This window comes from Bacillus thermotolerans (assembly GCF_000812025.2).
Lineage (GTDB): Bacteria > Bacillota > Bacilli > Bacillales > Domibacillaceae > Quasibacillus > Quasibacillus thermotolerans.
In genome coordinates this window covers 88,750-106,087 of sequence record NZ_JWJE02000004.1, presented here as the reverse complement: position 1 = coordinate 106,087, position 17,338 = coordinate 88,750, and the positions used below count along the sequence as shown (strand labels likewise).

Annotated in this window: 16 protein-coding genes, 1 other RNA gene and 1 riboswitch; of the genes, 2 read left to right on the top strand and 15 right to left on the bottom strand. The window is 44.9% G+C overall.

What is annotated here, in order from left to right; all coding sequences use genetic code 11:
- Nucleotides 1-64 precede the first annotated feature (64 nt).
- The 12 genes from QY97_RS03230 to QY97_RS03180 form a co-directional block, all read right to left on the bottom strand.
- The gene (locus QY97_RS03230; RefSeq protein ID WP_039237813.1) at nucleotides 65-1,375 is read right to left on the bottom strand and encodes a nucleobase:cation symporter-2 family protein; all 1,311 of its coding nucleotides are present in this window, start codon (nucleotides 1,373-1,375) and stop codon (nucleotides 65-67) included.
- Nucleotides 1,372-1,962: a xanthine phosphoribosyltransferase gene (locus QY97_RS03225; RefSeq protein ID WP_039237812.1), complete on the bottom strand. Its 591-nt coding sequence runs from the start codon at nucleotides 1,960-1,962 to the stop codon at nucleotides 1,372-1,374. Before QY97_RS03225 ends, QY97_RS03230 begins: the two co-directional genes overlap by 4 nt.
- Before the next feature lie 120 nt (nucleotides 1,963-2,082).
- Nucleotides 2,083-2,184: riboswitch (purine riboswitch) on the bottom strand.
- 137 nt (nucleotides 2,185-2,321) lie between these two features.
- A complete protein-coding gene (locus tag QY97_RS03220; protein ID WP_039237809.1) occupies nucleotides 2,322-3,161 on the bottom strand; it encodes a cytochrome c oxidase assembly protein in 840 nt (279 codons plus the stop codon).
- A gap of 238 nt (nucleotides 3,162-3,399) precedes the next feature.
- Nucleotides 3,400-4,542: a THUMP domain-containing class I SAM-dependent RNA methyltransferase gene (locus QY97_RS03215; protein WP_039237808.1), complete on the bottom strand. Its 1,143-nt coding sequence runs from the start codon at nucleotides 4,540-4,542 to the stop codon at nucleotides 3,400-3,402.
- Nucleotides 4,543-4,756: 214 nt separating this feature from the next.
- An RNA gene (gene rnpB, locus QY97_RS19785) (RNase P RNA component class B) lies at nucleotides 4,757-5,149 on the bottom strand.
- An 82-nt stretch (nucleotides 5,150-5,231) separates the two neighbouring features.
- Nucleotides 5,232-5,549, bottom strand: a complete 318-nt coding sequence (gene gpsB / locus QY97_RS03210; RefSeq protein WP_039237806.1) for a cell division regulator GpsB — start codon at nucleotides 5,547-5,549, stop codon at nucleotides 5,232-5,234.
- Nucleotides 5,550-5,630: 81 nt separating this feature from the next.
- Entirely contained in the window at nucleotides 5,631-6,194 is a 564-nt protein-coding gene (locus tag QY97_RS03205) for an SLOG family protein (RefSeq protein WP_039237917.1), read from the bottom strand.
- Nucleotides 6,195-6,576: 382 nt separating this feature from the next.
- Nucleotides 6,577-7,815 (bottom strand): ribonuclease H-like domain-containing protein, encoded by a 1,239-nt coding sequence (locus QY97_RS03200; RefSeq protein ID WP_039237804.1) that lies wholly within the window; start codon nucleotides 7,813-7,815, stop codon nucleotides 6,577-6,579.
- A gap of 2 nt (nucleotides 7,816-7,817) precedes the next feature.
- Nucleotides 7,818-10,100 (bottom strand): DEAD/DEAH box helicase, encoded by a 2,283-nt coding sequence (locus QY97_RS03195; RefSeq protein WP_039237802.1) that lies wholly within the window; start codon nucleotides 10,098-10,100, stop codon nucleotides 7,818-7,820.
- Nucleotides 10,101-10,224: 124 nt separating this feature from the next.
- Nucleotides 10,225-10,587, bottom strand: a complete 363-nt coding sequence (locus QY97_RS03190; RefSeq protein ID WP_039237800.1) for a YppG family protein — start codon at nucleotides 10,585-10,587, stop codon at nucleotides 10,225-10,227.
- Between the two features lie 61 nt (nucleotides 10,588-10,648).
- Nucleotides 10,649-10,999: a YppE family protein gene (locus QY97_RS03185; RefSeq protein ID WP_039237798.1), complete on the bottom strand. Its 351-nt coding sequence runs from the start codon at nucleotides 10,997-10,999 to the stop codon at nucleotides 10,649-10,651.
- Between the two features lie 76 nt (nucleotides 11,000-11,075).
- A complete protein-coding gene (locus QY97_RS03180) occupies nucleotides 11,076-11,318 on the bottom strand; it encodes a hypothetical protein (protein WP_039237796.1) in 243 nt (80 codons plus the stop codon).
- Nucleotides 11,319-11,686: 368 nt separating this feature from the next.
- Here QY97_RS03180 and recU point away from each other — a divergent pair, with 368 nt between their 5' ends.
- Together recU and QY97_RS03165 are read left to right on the top strand one after the other, a co-directional pair.
- Nucleotides 11,687-12,310 (top strand): Holliday junction resolvase RecU, encoded by a 624-nt coding sequence (gene recU / locus QY97_RS03170; RefSeq protein WP_039237792.1) that lies wholly within the window; start codon nucleotides 11,687-11,689, stop codon nucleotides 12,308-12,310.
- Nucleotides 12,311-12,383: 73 nt separating this feature from the next.
- The gene (locus QY97_RS03165) at nucleotides 12,384-15,260 is read left to right on the top strand and encodes a transglycosylase domain-containing protein (RefSeq protein ID WP_052717210.1); all 2,877 of its coding nucleotides are present in this window, start codon (nucleotides 12,384-12,386) and stop codon (nucleotides 15,258-15,260) included.
- A 91-nt stretch (nucleotides 15,261-15,351) separates the two neighbouring features.
- Here the strand turns inward: QY97_RS03165 and QY97_RS19465 are convergent, their stop codons facing one another.
- From QY97_RS19465 to QY97_RS03150, 3 genes are read right to left on the bottom strand one after another with little or no spacing between them, the layout of a single operon-like run.
- Complete coding sequence (locus tag QY97_RS19465) at nucleotides 15,352-15,834, bottom strand: YpoC family protein (RefSeq protein WP_052717211.1); 483 nt, start codon at nucleotides 15,832-15,834, stop codon at nucleotides 15,352-15,354.
- Nucleotides 15,834-16,490 (bottom strand): endonuclease III, encoded by a 657-nt coding sequence (nth, locus tag QY97_RS03155; RefSeq protein WP_039237791.1) that lies wholly within the window; start codon nucleotides 16,488-16,490, stop codon nucleotides 15,834-15,836. The genes QY97_RS19465 and nth overlap by 1 nt, the downstream gene beginning before the upstream one ends.
- Nucleotides 16,491-16,506: 16 nt before the next feature.
- Nucleotides 16,507-17,196 carry a DnaD domain-containing protein gene (locus QY97_RS03150; protein WP_039237790.1) on the bottom strand — a complete coding sequence of 230 codons (690 nt, stop codon included), beginning with the start codon at nucleotides 17,194-17,196 and terminating at the stop codon, nucleotides 16,507-16,509.
- Nucleotides 17,197-17,338: the final 142 nt, after the last annotated feature.

Sequence of the window (17,338 nt, the reverse complement as noted above, 5' to 3'; positions counted from 1 at the left end):
ATATGATTAAAGGTCAGCCGCTGTTTCTTTTTAAAAAAAAGAGGCTGCAAATGCAGCCCCTTGATTAGGAAACTTTTTGTTCTGCCAGTTCGACCGCGGTGCTTGATTTCTTGCGGCCAATTTCATTGAAGACAATATTCAGAATGATCGCTGTCATACTGCCGGCTACGATGCCATTGCTTGTTAAAATTTGCAGACCTGACGGTAAGCTGGCAAACAGATCAGGGACGACTGTCACGCCAAGTCCCATACCGACTGAACAAGCGATAATTAATAAGTTCTCCTGCGAAGCCATATCCGCACGGCTCAGCATCTTAATCCCTTGAGCGACTACCATACCGAACATTGCTATCATCGCTCCTCCAAGAACGGAAGTAGGAATGATCGTCGTGAAGGCACCAATTTTCGGTACTAATCCAAGAAGCATTAAGAAAACGGCCGCGTAGAAAATCACTGCTCTTGACTTCACGCCTGACATTTGCATAAGTCCCACGTTTTGGGAAAAAGCCGTATAAGGAAAAGCATTAAAGATAGCCCCAAGTGCGTAAGCTAACCCCTCTGCACGGTACCCTTTTGCTAAATCTTTCTTCTCTAGTTTCTTGTCACAAATGTCCGATACAGCAAAATATACACCCGTTGACTCTACCAAGCTGACAATCGCTACGAGAATCATTGTAATAATAGCTGACCATTCGAATGTCGGCATACCGAAGTAAAAAGGCTGGACCACGTGAAAGTACGAAGCTTCCTGAACTGGCGAAAAATCAATTTTGCCCATAAAGGCAGCAATAGCTGTACCAGCAAGCAAGCCAATCAAGACTGCTACTGCGCGAACAAAGCCTTTAAAGAAACGGAATAGAGCAATAATAATAAGGAGCGTTATAAAACCAAGAAAAATATTAGACATAGAACCAAAGTCAGGACTGCCGGCTCCACCGCCTAAGTTCTTCAGCGCTTCCGGCACTAACGTCAAGCCAATAACTGTCACGACAGAACCTGTCACGACCGGCGGGAAGAAACGGACCAGCTGACTAAAGACTGTGGAGATTAATAAGACGAAAACCCCTGCAGCTAGGGTCGCTCCATAAATCGCTGAGATACCATAAGAACCGCCAATGGCAATCATTGGTCCAATCGCTGTAAATGTACAGCCCAGCACAACCGGCAAACCAATTCCGATAAAACGCCCTTTCCATACCTGCAAGAACGTAGCAAGCCCGCATGTAAACAGGTCAATAGAAACCAAGTATGTCAGCTGCTCAGCTGTCAGCCCCATTGCTCCGCCGACAATCAAAGGAATGATTACTGCTCCTGCGTACATTGCTAATACGTGCTGAATACCGAGTGAAGCTGTTTGAAAGAACGAGAGCTTCATGATGTCACTCCTTCTTTTGCCGCAAAGGTTACTTTGCCATTTTCAAGTGATTGAATTCTTGCTAAAGACTCTACTCTTACTCCTCTTTCACTAATTAGCCGGGCGCCATCCTGGAAAGCTTTCTCAATGACAATTCCAACACCCGCAACAGAAGCACCGGCCTGGTCTGCAATATCTAATAAGCCTAAGGCTGCCTGCCCATTAGCCAGAAAATCGTCTATGATCAATAAATGATCTTCACCTGTGATGAAAGAAGCAGAAACAGCAATACGATTTGTTTCTTTCTTTGTAAAAGAATAAACCTCGGCTGTCAGCAAGTTCTCTGTTAACGTTAAAGACTGGCGCTTTCGGGCGAAGACAACGGGAACATTTAAGGCAAGTCCCGCCATGACACTCGGGGCGATGCCGCTTGATTCAAGCGTCAGGATTTTCGTAACCTTCTCCCCTGCAAAAAGCTGGGCAAACTCTTCCCCAATCTCCTTCATTAATTGTGGATCGATTTGATGATTTAAAAAGGAATCTACTTTTAACACCTGGCTAGAAAGGACCCTTCCTTCATTTATAATCTTTTCCTGTAAGCTTCTCATTAGTTATCTCCCTTCAATTTCATCCATTATTTAAACAAAGAAAAACCCAAAGGGCATTGCTTCCCTCAAAAATAGAGTGAAGCAATGCCCTTTGGGTACGAAAATAGCCAGCCTGTTGACTGTTTCTCACTGCTCACTCATAGTCAAATGATTTACGGTCATTTGGTAGAAACTTGCAAGCCATATTCTTGCGATTATATGAGCGAAGACGCTTATTAGAATGTATTCATATTATATCAACATAAAAAAGAATTTCAATGAATTCACGAACATTTTTTTATTTCTTTTGATAATCGTTCGAAAAACTGACTATAAAAAGACAAAAAAAGAAGAAGCAGTTAGATAAAAACCACTGCTTCTTACTTCTTCACCGGACCATTTATTGCCTGTCCAGGGGAATATGGGTAGTCATCATCAGGCTCCTCTTCCTTCTTCGCCCACTTGACAATTAATAGAAACAAGGCAAATCCATAGGAACTAAGCTGAACAGCCTTTAACAAGCCACCTGCCAGCTGCTGATCCTGCACGGCATTCAGCTGAGGCAGCTGCTGCTGGACGCTTTCTGCATACACCGTGTAAAAGGGTGTACTGGCAATCAGAAGAAATATTCCAATTGGCATCAGCAGCACAGAAGCTACGAATACATACAACACCCTTACCGGTTCTGACAACGGGTTCATTTCAGGCAGCGGTGAAATAATGGTCCACCACATAAAAAAAGAAGCAGCCAGCAATGCCGCCTGGCTCATCCCCAGCAGCAACGTGTGCTGCTGCAGCCAGTTAAAAACGGAAGGTACAAGATAGACAGATAATGCCACATTAAAGATAGTGGCAGTCACCCATGGATGAGTAGAAAACTTCAGCATCACGCGCATGCGGTAAGACCAAAAGAAAGAGCGCAAAAACTCCTTTGGCAGTCCTAAAATAAAGAGGGGCACAGAGATAAACAGTACAACCATCAGCTCCAGCACATGCGCACTGAAAAGCTCCTCTGCAGCAATGACAGCCACCGGGCTTCCCACGGCTAAGTAAAATAGGATCAGGCTGAGAGTGAAGTAAAAGACTTGAATCCGCTTCATCTCATAGCGTCCATCTGCAATCCACTTTTTGTAGAACCAAAACAATAGCAAAAGGCAAACTAGATAGCCTGCTCCCCACAACTGAAACCAGTTCAAACCAGAGGTCACATTTCCGATCACTTCATTTCCTCCCTAAAAGATACGTTCAACGGATGCATGCGGCTTAAGGCTGCTGATTATTTTTTGTTTTCTCTTTAGATTATCGATTCTCTCCTTAAAGCCGGCGAGCCGCTTCAAGCGGCATGTCCTTACACTAATCAGCCATGTTCATAGCAGCTTTCTTGTTTACTATTGTACCAAATATTCTTTATATTTCTACATCTCAAAAAGAGTTCCCCAGTCACTGTATCAGCTGAGGTCAGTCTGTATTTCTTGGCGGGCGCTTGCCCCAATACTGATAGTAATCTGTTCGAATAAATCCGTTAAACAGCTTTCTCTTTTTAGTGGCTTTTTTGCCATAAAAATCTTCAAAGCCTTCATGAGATGTCAATATATAAATAGACCAAGTATCGTAATCAGCAAAAGCCTGCCCCATCTCCTGATACATTTTCTCTACCCCTGGACGGTCGCCAAGGCGCTCTCCGTAAGGCGGATTGCCGACAATAACCCCATATTCCTTTGAGGAAGAGAAGTCCTTCACGTTCATTTGCTTAAATTGAACCAAATCGCCCAAGCCGGCTTCAAAGGCATTTTGGCGGGAAATGTCCACCATTTTATGATCAATATCGCTCCCCTGAATATCCAGAGGCTGATCATAATTTGCCCGATCCTCCGCTTCAACCCGGACATGCTCCCATACCTCATCACCAATCCAAGGCCATGTCTCTGAGAGGAATTCCCGGTTAAAGCCCGGTGCGATATTCTGGCCAATGAGAGCTGCTTCAATTGGGATGGTGCCTGAACCGCAAAATGGATCGACAAATGGCCGGTCAGGATGCCAGTTCGTCAGCTGAATAAGAGCAGCCGCCAGTGTTTCCTTAATAGGGGCTCCCCCCTGCGCGATCCGGTACCCGCGTTTATGCAAACCTGCCCCGCTCGTATCAATTGTCAATGTCGCTTTATCTTTTAATAAAGACACTTCCACTTTAAATAAAGGACCCGTTTCTTGCAGCCACGTGCTTACCTTGTACTTGCCTTTCAGCCGGTCCACAATTGCTTTCTTCGTAATAGCCTGACAATCAGAGACGCTAAATAATGTCGATTTCACCGATTTACCCTGCACAGGAAATTCGGCATCCTCGGGCAAATACCGCTCCCATGGCAGTGCCTTCACACCTTCAAACAACTCGTCGAATGTTTTTGCCTTAAATTCACCGACCACAATTTTAACCCGGTCTGCTGTTCTTAACCACATATTGCAACGGGCAATGGCTGTTGCATCGCCTTTAAAAACTACTCGCCCATTCTCGGTCTTTCCTTCATAGCCAAGCGCTTTCACTTCATTAGCGACAAGCGCCTCCAATCCCATGGCCGCTGTAGCCATTAACGTATACGTCGTCATTTTATCACCTGCACCTTGAAAATAAATACTGCCTATTCCCCTATAATAAGATATGTACATATAAAATAAAAGCTCTCCGCACGGGAGAGCTTTTACTCAAGCACTATGACCTTTCCTTCAACCCAGCAACGATCGAAAGGAATTTGCGCTGTAAATATAAAAACTCTCCCAGATGGAGAGTTTCATCACCTAATTAAATCCCGATATAATAACGTTCTGTAAGCCATGTTCTGTACCATCGTACTGCAAACGACCAGGGACGGTCTTGTACTCCGGCGGTAATCATCTATCTGCGGGTGACAAAACACCCGCCCTTCTTCTCGTTCATTTCCTCAAAGAAGGTGCCCCTACCAAATTTGGGTTGCTCACTCGAGGGGTTTACCTCGTTCCACCTTTATAATTTCTTATAAAGCTACGTCACTGTGGCACTTTCAGAGTACTTGCACCATATCCGAAGACTTAGGCTGCTTTCCCCGCCGTCAATCCAGCCGAAGCCGGACTGCCCTAGCTTATGGTTTCGCTAGGCACGAACACTACAGGCATCTCAGCACTGTGTGAGCATGGACTTTCCTCTACAGCATAAGTGCTGCAGCGATTACCCGAACGTTATTATCGATCATACTGTCCTATTATAAAAGAAAAACTCATAGGAAGCAATAGCTCTTTTTAAATTGTTATTATTTACCTTTTTACTCGTTATAAAGCTTGTCTCCGAACACATGACGTTCCAGATTGGATAGCCTCTTAAGAATATCAAAATTAGTTGTGCCAGCGGCTGGCTGCGGTGAAGAAACCGGCTGTACACGGTTGCTCCTCGTTTCACTTTCTTTTTTCAAACGGAGATTTTCTTGTTGAAGCTCTTCAATCACTTGGTTGAATGCTTCATAGTCCTTAATAATTAAATCAAGAAACTGATCCACCTCATCCGGATTGTATCCTCTCATAGACGTCTTAAAATCTTTCTCTAAAATATCTTTGCTTGTCAATTTCACTTTATTAGATAACATTCCCGTCATCACCTCGATTATTCCACACCTTCTCTTGTTCATTTTTTCAAAAACAGGCCATTTTGTCAATCTCTTCTCGAGTTACCACCAGTCATTTTCTTTCATTTGTTCCTCTTCCACAACAGTCTGAAGATCATAAAATGTAATTTGGCGAACGTCTAGAGGATGCTCTTTCTGAAAGTCACTGGCCATCTTCCACATATATTGCGGAGAACCTTCCCTTTCCTCATCATACACAATCAGCAATCCATCTGATTTATTTAGGAGCAATAAACTTTTATTACGAAACTGCGCCGGACTTTTATATGGCTGCTTTGACACTGATTCTACAAAGTCTGCCTGGCTTAATATGTTTTCGTAATATGCTTGGTTCTCCTCGTTCCATTTCTCCTCCTGGTTCAAAAATGGTGTGAGCACAGCAAGCTTGGCATGAGGATACTCATCTCTAAGCTCAAAAAACACTTCAGCAGCCCAACACTCAACGCCTAGCTGGCCGCTGATGAGCAGCCATTCCATTCCTTCTTCCAAGAGGATGGAAATCTCCTTTTTCAGCGCTTTTTTTATGTAAACAACCGCTGGATCGCTGGATTTAAAAATACCGAGTTCAAATGATTTATAGCCAGTGACTGTCCAAGTAGACACCATGAATCCTCCTTCCACTATGTTACTGCCAAAAAACACATGCTGCAAAAGCAAGAGGTGTCCCCCTTGCTTTTGTCATAGTTCTCTAAGAATCTCAGCCTTATCGTTCCCATCCTTGAAGATAAGCAGGTTTAATCAGCAGGAAGTGATATGGAAGAGCTCATTACTTTTATATATGCAAAAAACCTTCTCCTTCATGCTTTTCATTATCTTGAACAAATCCCTATCCTACTGCCTGTCTATAAGAAGCTAAAGAAGTCATCTTTCAAATTCGTCATTAGAAAAGCTGTTAATCCTATAATAATAAAAAATAATAAGAACAAAGCACGATGCATGTTTCATCCACTCCATCCATCTTTCTATTTATTGCTGGCAGCACAGCTTCTTACCGGCTCATTTTCTTCTTTAGCCTTGCTCTCCTTTTCTCCAGATCCTCTTTTCTTGTCCGGCTGTTTCCGTCGTAAAGAAAGTGAGCCTTATCTGCATGATGCAACGATTCAGTGTATTTCTTTTCCTGATGCTCGTAATACTTGCTCAGTTCAACATGAGCTTCTACTCTTTCGGAACGTGTGCCTTTTTCGCACACTTCCTTCCAGAGCTCGATGGCCCGTTCCCATTCTTTTTCTCTTTTCAAATGAAAAGCCAGCGCATGTCTAGCGGTGGTGTGTACAGCCCTTTCCTCTGCATGGGCGAGCTTGCTGTAGGCTTTCACGGAATGGTTTTTCTCGCCGATTGCTTCAAACCACTTAGCTACCTCGAGCTTTTCGGCACTGCTGGCTTCTGCTTCTTCCTCTAACACGCGAAAGCTTAAATGAGTATAAAGTGTCATCAAAGTTAGGATATCCCACTCATTATGCTGCATAACCTTCAATATACCCTCCGGATGCTTTCGTTCAATAAAGTCAAAGTAAATGATCGGCGCTAAGTAACCCGGAACATCTTCGCTTCTTTTAATATCCAGCTTTTCCTTTTCTACATTGACCAGCTTCACTCTTTCCATCGACCGTTTCCATAGCCTTCTTGAGGCATGATACAAATCAAAGTGGCCAAATTCCGGAAGCTTCGGTACATGATCACGTACGAGTGTATGCCTTGTTTTTACCTGCGGCCAGTCGAAGGATTTGCCGTTGTAGGTAACAAGTGTCTTGTAATCGACTCTTTCAAGAAAGCTCGCATAAAGCGCCGTTTCATTTCCCGGTCCAGGAAGGAAGTGCTGGCGCAGCACGACTTCCTCACCTTGTATACGTGCATAGCCGAGCAGGAAGATGACATTTCCTGTACCCCCGCCAAGACCGGTTGTTTCTGTATCAAAAAAGAATAACTCCGAAGCAGATAAGCCCTTAGCTGACAGCGGATGCTGCCCTTCCCATTCGTTCCATTTATGAACGGCCTGTTCTACCTCTTCAAATTGATGACGGCCATGCTTGTAAGAAAGCGGATAGCGAACCTCACGAATGAGACAGAATTGATCATCAAGAACATACGGCTTCACCCCCGCCTTCTCCCACTCCTCCTTAAAAGGAAGCTCGAGACTGTCAAAGGACGGGATGTCTGTTGGGTCCTTTTCCGCTTCTTCTCTTATTATATGGCGCTTCATTCGCTGAAGTTTTTTAGACAAGCCCATGTTTACTTCTCTCCCGTTAGTGAAAACCGTTCAAGCAGACGGCAAGCATCCTCTTTGGCCGAATCAAACACCGCTTCGGTTCCAATACAAGACGGGCACCCCGTTTGGCAAGGACACTGGCGGATTAGCGCTGCGGCCTGGCTTAGAATGTCTTCTAGCCGGCTGAACACTTGCTCACTCAACCCGATGCCTCCAGGGTAATGATCGTACACAAATATGGTCGGCTTTTCATTGTGACTCGCCTTTACTTGCGGCACCACATGAACATCACTCGGGTCGCACATAGCAAACAGAGGAACAATTGCTTTTAGAGCATGAGCAGCGCCAATCAGCCCATTTTCAAGGCGATCCTGTGAGAAATACTCGAATTCTTCATTTAAGGACATCCAGACCGCATTTGTATGCAATTCCATTTCCGGTAAATGGATAGGACCTGAACCGATATTTTCATGCGTATCGAATTTAATCTTTTTAAAGATTGTTGCCATTGCATGTACAGCGACATCCCCGTAGGAAATCGTAGTTTGTCCCTTCTCGCGGGTCCTGTCTTCCTCTAGCACCTGCAGCTGCACAGCCAAATTGGCATCCGTAAAATAATCAACGTCCACTTCCCGTACATACGCTTTCTTTTCTTCCCAGTCCAGCTCCTCCACCTGGTATTGGATGCCTTGGTGCAAATAAATAGCTTCGTCATGAAGCAGTGTCATCGCACTAAATGTATCCATTTCGCCAATGACCCGGTGGTTGGCTGTTTCTGTAATATCTATAATAATGACGTTTTCCTGAGAAGCGGACCGCAAGCTGATATTATGAGCTGGAAACGAATCATTCATCCAGAACCACTGATCTCTATTCTTATGCAGTACCCTCTCTTCGGTTAAAAATTCCAGTACATCCTCTATTTCCATATCTCCAAATGCTTCCCCCTCTTTAAAAGGAAGCTCGTAAGCCGCACATTTCAAGTGATCCACTAAAATCACTAAATTATTAGGGTTAATGCGGGCTGTTTCTGGTGTCTGATTAAAGAAGTAGTCCGGATGATCAATGATAAACTGGTCAAGCGGGTCAGAGCTTGCCACCATAATAACGAGAGACTCACCATGCCGGCGTCCGGCTCTTCCTGCCTGCTGCCAAGCGCTGGCAATCGTGCCGGGATACCCTGTCATCACACACACCTGCAGCTGGCCGATATCCACACCAAGCTCAAGAGCATTCGTGCTGACTACTCCATAAATATCACCGTTACGGAGCCCTTTTTCAATCTCGCGCCGCTGGGTTGGCAGGTAACCGCCCCGATAACCCCTGATGGACTTAGGGCCAAGCTCGTTTTTCACAAGCTCCTGTAAATATGTCAGAATAATTTCCACTCTTACCCGGCTTCTGGCAAAGACGATCGTCTGGATTTTGCTTTTCAGCATCTCTCCTGCAAGCCGGCGCACCTCCAGCGTAGCACTGCGGCGGATATTAAGGGGCTTGTTCACAATCGGCGGATTGTAAAACACAAAATGCTTCCTTCCTGACGGTGCCCCGTTATTATCAATCAGCGTCATCGGTTTCTCGGTGAGCGCTTCTGCCAGTTCCAGCGGATTCGCAATAGTGGCAGAGGTGCAAATAAACACGGGATCGCTGCCGTAATAGCGGCAAATCCGCTGCAGCCGGCGCAATACATTCGCGACATGGCTGCCGAAGACCCCGCGATAAATATGAAGCTCATCAATGACGATATATTTTATATTCTCGAATAAGGAAACCCACTTCGTATGATGGGGCAAAATAGCTGAATGCAGCATATCAGGATTTGTCAAAATAATTTGCCCCGCTTTACGTACCTTTTGGCGAATATTCGCCGGCGTATCCCCATCATATGTATAGCTGTTAATCGGTATCCCTATCTCCTGGATTAATTCATTTATTTCACTTTTTTGGTCCTGAGCGAGCGCCTTTGTCGGGAATAAATAAAGAGCTCGCCCCTCCGGCTCTTCAATAATAGACTGAACAACAGGCAGGTTATAACAAAGCGTTTTCCCTGAAGCAGTCGGTGTCACTGCTACGAAGCTTTGCTTCTTTCTTGCCGCTTCGAAAGCGGATAACTGATGTGTATATAACTGCTCAATGCCTCTTCCTTCTAATGCTTGCGCCAGTCGCGGATCCAGATCCGCTGGCAGAGGAACAGTTTTCGCTGCCTTTTCAGGAATCGTCTGCCAATGAATAATATTGGAATGAACAGCATCTTCATTTCTCAGCCAATCAATCGTTTCCTGAAGCGATTTTCTGTTTGATAACATCGCTCTCACCTCCCCTTTATTGTATCGAACAAACGATCCATTTGAAAGGTGAATTGTTCCCTGTTTAAGGCGCAAAAATGAAAAAGACCCCGAAGGAAAAAGGTTCCTTCAGAGCGCAAACGTTTCAAGCCTTCATCCAGCCTGCCATGTCTTTTACAACTTTTGAAATCTGCGACACTGTATTCACCATCATCCCTGCCGTCTCCATCGCTTTGTTGATATCCAACGACCCGTCCTTGTTCTTAAAGGACTGAAGCAAGAGCGACCCTCCGCTGTTTGGCTGTGATGCTGAAAGCGGACTTGCCGAAGCAGTCGGATACATGTGATATGGACCTTCAGGCATATACGTATCATAAAGCGGGTGGCTCCACAAATCTCCAGAAGTCGGAGAATATCCTGATGGCGGAAATTGAGGCCCATAGTAAGATCTTGGCGGATAATGTGAAAAGTGCCTGTAAGACGGATATCTATAGTGCCAAGAGTCCATCCTTTTCCCTCCCACATCTTTTGCTACCACATAGTATGTGGAAGATGAGGAAAGGTGCGGTTTATTTTAGCTCTTTTAGCAGCTGTTGCAGGACAAATAGCGTGGATTCTACGTAATTTCTAAAACGCGTATAGCTCGCTTTCGGAAAGAAAGCCTGTACAGAAAGCAACTCGATATTCTCTATGGTTGCTTTGACCTGGGGCAAGTGAATATACTTAAATCGTCTCGTCTGAAAGCTTCTCATAACCTCTTCTTCCCATTCATCAGACAACCGCTTAGCTTCGTCGGCAAACGGCTTTACTTCTTTATAAAAATCCCCTTCTTCTCCCGTTTCTCTAGCTAAGTGGTAACGGTCATTCGCCTGATTGACCACTTTTACTAACTCTTCTGTCAGCTCTTGAAGTCTTTGCATAGTATTCTCCCCTTGATCTTTCTTTGTATCTCTAACATTCTATAAGCTTTTTTTCCACTGTTCAAGGAGAGTGTCTTTACACCGGCTCATAGGACATATTAAAGGACTGGACCATTTTGGACTCAGGAGCAGCGGACAGCAGGAAATCAGCTCCCTTTTCAAGTGACTCGATACGTTCCATCACTGCCTGTTTCTTCTCGGAAATTTTTGAGTACTGGTTCTTGTGCATGACCTTGACATTTTTCTGTAACGTACGCTCAATCTCTTCTACCTTCTCTTCAATTTCATTCAGTGTACGAAGCACTTCTTCTCTCGTCATCCATCCCCACTCCTTTGCTATTTCCTTATGGGTTCAATTCTTTCTTTCCTTTATAAACTCCTTCCCGCTTGACAAAACTAGGTGCTATTCGGCAAAGAAAGAAGACCACAGACAAAATAATCAAAAATTTCGACATTAAGAAAGACTCGAAACAGCCATTTATTGATAATGCCGCATTCTTCAAAAAAGGTTATAATATACATTGGCAGACAAAAGGTTAAATTGAAAAAGTTGGTGATTCTGCCAAGCTGGCGGCTAAAAAGCAGCACTCCTGCCTCTTTTTAAGAGCGGGATAAAATCGGTCTAATTTCTTACCTTCCTCCAGACTTTTTCTGTTATGATATGTATTATCTCGTGAGGTGTATAGGATGACAGCGATCAGGTATCCAAATGGAAAGAAGTATGTGCCGGCAGCCAGTGCAAACGCGAGCAAGCAGCCGACCATGCAGAACAGCTACAGTAATAGGGGGATGACGCTTGAAGAGGATCTAAATGAAACAAATGCTTATTACCTTGAACAGAATATAGCGGTTATTCATAAAAAGCCGACGCCTGTACAAATCGTTCAGGTAGATTATCCAAAACGAAGTGCTGCTGTTATTAAAGAAGCTTACTTTAAGCAGCCTTCCACGACCGACTATAATGGAGTGTACCGAGGAAAATATATAGATTTCGAAGCAAAAGAAACGAAAAGCCGCACGTCTTTTCCACTGCAAAACTTCCATGACCATCAGCTTGTTCACATGAGAAAAGTGGCAAAGCAAGGCGGGATCAGCTTCGTTATTATTCGTTTCTCATTAACGGAGGAAGTCTACTACCTTCCAGCGGAACGCCTTTTTGAATTTTGGGACCGCATGGAAAACGGAGGCCGCAAATCTATTACAAAGGCAGAAATAGAAGAATCAGCTTTTTCGGTTCCGCTTGGTCTGTATCCCTGCCTTCATTATTTATCGATCGTGGATAAATTATACTTTGCGGAAGATGAAACTTAAACGGCTTATTACCATATAAGAGCATACTAAGTTCAGCCTCTTTATTTTAATTGAAAGTGAGGATATGAAATAAATGTCTGATCAATATAATTCGCGCATGGAAAAAAGAAAGAAGCAAAAGAAAAAACGGGTAGATAATAAGCCAGCAGCCAAAAGTAAAAATAATAAAAGGTCTCTCGTAAAAAAAGTATTTATCACTCTTGCTGCTTTATTTCTTTTATCGCTAGCGATTGGTGCCGGCACCTTTGCTTTCATGGTACGGGATGCACCCAAGCTGGATGAAACGCTCCTGCGTGACCCCGTTTCTTCGAAAATTTACGATATGAATGGTGATTTTGTTACATCTATCGGTTCAGAGAAACGAGATTACGTCCAATATGAAGATATTCCTCAGCTAATGAAGGATGCCATTCTTGCTACCGAAGATGCCCGCTTCTTTGAGCACCACGGTGTCGATATTATCCGTATTGGCGGCGCGGTAGTAAAAAACATCACAGAGGGCTTCGGCTCTCAGGGAGCAAGTACAATCACCCAACAGGTTGTAAAGATGTCTTTTCTGACTCCTGACAAAACGCTAGACCGAAAAGCGGAAGAAGCCTGGCTTGCTTACCAGCTTGAGAGGGAGTATTCCAAGGAAGAGATCTTTGAAATGTATGTAAATAAAGTATTCATGTCTGATCGAATTTTCGGCATTAAAGCAGCGGCCAATCATTATTTCGGCAAAGAGCTCAACGAATTATCTCTATCAGAGGCAGCTTTGCTTGCAGGAATGCCGCAAAGCCCGAATAACTACAATCCGTTTGATCACCCGGAGCGGGCAGAGAAACGCCGGAATGTTGTGCTCTCGCTCATGGAACAGCACGATAAGATTTCTGAAGCAGAAATGAAAGAAGCACAGAGTGTTCCTGTTACTAACCAGCTGGCTGAGGACAACTCTGAAGAAGAACCGTCAAAAACTAAATTCAGCTCTTTCATCGATGTAGTCGTAGAAGAAGTAGAGGAAATGGGAGAGTACAACCCTTATTCTGATGGATTAAAAATCTACACAACTCTTGATCCGGAAGCCCAAACTTATATGGAAAAGCTGCTGGACACTGATGAAATTATTCAATATCCAAGCGAAGACTTCCAGGCTGGTATCGCGCTAACGGACACACAGACAGGCGCTATTCGGGCGATTGGCGGAGGACGCAACCAGGAAGTTCAGCGCGGTACAAACTGGGCGGTGGACTTAAAGCACCGTCAGCCTGGATCTGTGATTAAGCCGCTCATCGATTACGGTCCAGCCATTGAATATTTGAAATGGTCTACTTATCAGCAGCTGGATGACCGTCCGTATACGTATTCAAATGGAGCACCAATCCGCAACGCCGGCGGATCTTATATGGGACCACTTTCTATGAGAACAGCGCTTGTCTACTCCAGAAATATTCCTGCGCTGCAAACATACCAAGAGGTTGGCCACGAAAAGGCTAATGAGTTCTTAAAAAATGTAGGTATTGAGATTCCAGAAGCGCAAGCTGAGAATGAATCTAATGCCATTGGCGGAATGAGCGGCATCTCTCCTCTTGACTTGGCAGGAGCCTATGCTGCCTTTGGGAATGGCGGTACGTACAACAAGCCCCATTCCGTGACGAAAATCGTCCTGTCCGACGGAGAAACAGAAGTGAAAAATGATATTAAACCGCAAAAAGCGATGAATGATTACACAGCGTATATGATTACTGATGTGCTTAAGGACGTTCTTGACGAGGGGACTGGGGTAAGAGCCAACATCCCGAGCCTCCATGTTGCAGGCAAAACAGGAACGACCAACTATACAGCTGAAGAAAAGCAAAAATATAACATACCTTCATCCGGCTCGCCAGACTCCTGGTTTGTCGGCTATACAACTAACTACACGGCAGCTATTTGGACGGGATATGAAGAACGAAGCGAGTATTTATCCCGAAGCAGCCAAAACATCTCAAAAGAGTTGTTTAAGAATTTAATGGAAGAAGTTTCTTCCGGCAAAGAAACAGAGGACTTTGAGAAGCCGGACAGCGTTGTGGAATTGCCGGTTATTAAAGGGTCAAATCCCGCTCGAATTGCCGGTGACGGAGTTCCTAATAGCCAAAAGGTATACGAACTCTTCATAAGAGGAGAAGAACCGAAGAAAGCATTTAGAGACTTCAAAGAAGAAGAGGAAAAAGAACAGGAGGAACCTGAAGAGCAGGAAGAAGAGAGTGAACCAGAAACCACTGGCGCCATCGAAGGACTATCCGCTTCCTACGATGCTTCCAGCCAGTCTATTAATGTGTCATGGTCCTTCTCCGGTGAAGGCTCTCCAAGCTTTACTGTCTCCTCTTCATCAGGAGAATCGCAATCCACGGACGGAAATGCCGCTACCTTCGGCGGCGCTCAGCCTGGTGAATCTTATACATTTACCGTAACCGCTCTGGTTGATGGTGCAGAAGTTGATTCAGCTTCTACTTCTCTTACTGTTCCGGGTGGAGAAGAGGAAGCCCCGCCTGAAGAAACGGAAGAGCCGGAAGAAGAACCAGCTCCGGAAGAAGAGCCTGAAACTCCTGAAGAAGACGGCGAGGAGCCGAACCAACCTGGCGGAAGCACCGAAGGCGAGAACAATGGCGGGAATCAAAATAATGGCGGCAGCAATGGCGGAAATAACGGGGGTGACCAAGGCCAAAATAATAATGGTGGAAGCAACAGCGGAGGAAATAGCGGAACCCCAAATAACGGCGGCGGAACTCCTAGTGAAAACGGCGGAAACCAGAATAACAATGGCGGAGGACAAGGCGGAACCCCAAATAACGGCAACGGCGGTGGCAGCCCCCCTCCAGCCGAGACCCCTGCTTCTCCTCCTGCCGGAGATAGTACCCAGCAGGGACAGGGTGCACCTGCCTCCCCCCCTGCTGCCGGCAATGAAGCAGCAAATCCAGAAACAGAATAATAGTACGACAAAAGAGGATGGCGTAAAGCCATCCTCTTTTGTCTTTAACACATGAGAAAGGACTGTCTTGCAGGAAGACAGCCCCTTTTATCTATTTTTCTCTCATTGCCTGATACTTAGCCAACTGCTTCGTTTGCTCTGTCATTAATTCACTGATCTGCACGTACGCATGATAGGCAAATGGACGTCGCAACACAAATCCTAGCCGCTCCTCTACATTTACCGGCTTAATAGCCAAACGCTGAACAAGATGCTCCCAGTTCACTGCTTGCACAGGTGAACCGTTGCTCCAGAATAGCTTCATAAAGAATAAGGCTATAGCCGCTCGCATCTCATTCTTAATGTCCCCGTTCCTCTCCCGAAACTTTCCTTCAAGAACAGTTTGTACTTTCGCCCATTCCTGCTTTATGTAAGCCTGTCCTTTATCTTCTTTTAGCCACGGCTGTTCCCCATCCATGATCTCATAAATGAAAAAAGGCGGATGACCCAACTGAGGCTGTTCCGGCCAGTCCACTGCTTTCTCTTCAAAAAAGAAGGGATGCCGCAGGGAAGAAGGAATATCGACGGAGCGCATTATTGCACCACTTTCTTCTTCATTCTCTTTTTCCCTTCCCGGCACAGCTCAAGCAGCGGACAGATTTCACATTGAGGAGACTGGGCTTTGCAGTGATAACGTCCAAAAAAGATCAGTCGGTGGTGAGTAATTGACCATTCCTCTTTTGGTATTTTTCTCATCAACGTCTCTTCTACTTCCTTCACCGAATCCTTCCAACGGCAAAAAGCAAGCCTCTTGCTGACCCTCTCTACATGCGTATCTACAGCAATAGCCGGCACATCAAATGCAACGGAAGCTACAACGTTAGCGGTTTTTCTGCCGACACCTGGCAGTTTCTCGAGCTCCTCTATCGTTTGTGGGACTTCCCCATTCATCTCTTCAATCAGCATCCGGCAAAGCTTTTGAATATTTTTCGCTTTGTTGCGGAACAGGCCAATGGAACGAATATCTTCCTGAAGCTCTTCTAAAGGCACCGCTAAATAATCTTCCGGGGTCTTATACTTCTTGAATAATTCCTTTGTCACCTTATTTACCAGCGCATCGGTGCATTGAGCCGATAGCAGAACAGCGATCACTAGATCAAATGGATTCCTGTGATTCAATTCGCAATGAGCATCAGGAAACATTTCGCCAATCGTATCTAAGCAATAACGAATCTCTTTCTTGTTCAACATAGATGACTCTCTCCTTCTATTGCTCAAGCCAGTTATAAAAAGGCACGGCCTTATCCGACCGCCTTACTTGCTCAGGAGTCGTCTGTCCCTTTCGGAAGCGCTGGCCATACTCTCTGGCCTGATCGAGCGTCTCAATCCCCTTCTTCTTCCATTCGAACAGAATACGGTCAATATAACGGAAATTCAGCTTCCCCGAGATGACCGCTTCTCTTAAAGCAGCTTTGATAATCACCGCATCATGGTGATCCTGATCAATCCAGATGGACAATGTTTCGCATTCGAGCGGAGAAAGCGGACGACCAAACTCCTGTTCAAAGCATGTGTATAGATCCTTCTCTTCGCTTAGCGTCTGGTGCAAGGCAGATTGCCTTGATTCTTGAATCATAAAGTCGGCAAGCTTCTTCCAGAGCGGCTTTAACGAATAGCTCTCAAAGCCTAACGCATCTCCCTCTTCGATAATGAGCATTTGCTGCTGGATTAACTTCTTTATTAATATGGAGCATTCACTGGCAGTGATGGTCATATGGGCGGAAAGCTCTTCAAATGTAGGAAAGTGCTGCCCTTTTTGCTTGAAGGAAAAAATCTGAAGCAATAATACAAGTTCCGTTTCTGTCAGTCTTAACTCTTTATAGTGTGTAAGCAACACTTGAGGGATGCTGATCATGCCCTTATCCATCCACTCTATTAACAATTCTTTCTCTTCCATCTCCAACACCTCTCCATCAGTATAGCACGGGCAAATAATAAAAATGAGGATTGACAATGAGGCGATTTATGCTCTCTCTATTATCCTCCTACTAAAAAGGTTGCCCCATAAGCCTTGATCGGCCTCCTTCTATTAGGCCTGA

Excerpts from the sequence above, each read along its gene's own strand:
- QY97_RS03230 (WP_039237813.1), bottom strand. The coding sequence starts at position 1,375 with ATGAAGCTCTCGTTCTTTCAAACAGCTTCACTCGGTATTCAGCACGTA.
- QY97_RS03200 (WP_039237804.1), bottom strand. The coding sequence starts at position 7,815 with ATGGGCTTGTCTAAAAAACTTCAGCGAATGAAGCGCCATATAATAAGA.
- QY97_RS03165 (WP_052717210.1), top strand. The coding sequence starts at position 12,384 with ATGTCTGATCAATATAATTCGCGCATGGAAAAAAGAAAGAAGCAAAAG.
- QY97_RS03225 (WP_039237812.1), bottom strand. The coding sequence starts at position 1,962 with ATGAGAAGCTTACAGGAAAAGATTATAAATGAAGGAAGGGTCCTTTCT.
- QY97_RS03185 (WP_039237798.1), bottom strand. The coding sequence starts at position 10,999 with ATGCAAAGACTTCAAGAGCTGACAGAAGAGTTAGTAAAAGTGGTCAAT.
- QY97_RS03195 (WP_039237802.1), bottom strand. The coding sequence starts at position 10,100 with ATGTTATCAAACAGAAAATCGCTTCAGGAAACGATTGATTGGCTGAGA.
- QY97_RS03150 (WP_039237790.1), bottom strand. The coding sequence starts at position 17,196 with ATGGAAGAGAAAGAATTGTTAATAGAGTGGATGGATAAGGGCATGATC.
- QY97_RS19465 (WP_052717211.1), bottom strand. The coding sequence starts at position 15,834 with ATGCGCTCCGTCGATATTCCTTCTTCCCTGCGGCATCCCTTCTTTTTT.
- QY97_RS03190 (WP_039237800.1), bottom strand. The coding sequence starts at position 10,587 with ATGGACTCTTGGCACTATAGATATCCGTCTTACAGGCACTTTTCACAT.
- nth (WP_039237791.1), bottom strand. The coding sequence starts at position 16,490 with ATGTTGAACAAGAAAGAGATTCGTTATTGCTTAGATACGATTGGCGAA.
- QY97_RS03180 (WP_039237796.1), bottom strand. The coding sequence starts at position 11,318 with ATGACGAGAGAAGAAGTGCTTCGTACACTGAATGAAATTGAAGAGAAG.
- QY97_RS03215 (WP_039237808.1), bottom strand. The coding sequence starts at position 4,542 with ATGACGACGTATACGTTAATGGCTACAGCGGCCATGGGATTGGAGGCG.
- gpsB (WP_039237806.1), bottom strand. The coding sequence starts at position 5,549 with ATGTTATCTAATAAAGTGAAATTGACAAGCAAAGATATTTTAGAGAAA.
- recU (WP_039237792.1), top strand. The coding sequence starts at position 11,687 with ATGACAGCGATCAGGTATCCAAATGGAAAGAAGTATGTGCCGGCAGCC.
- QY97_RS03205 (WP_039237917.1), bottom strand. The coding sequence starts at position 6,194 with ATGGTGTCTACTTGGACAGTCACTGGCTATAAATCATTTGAACTCGGT.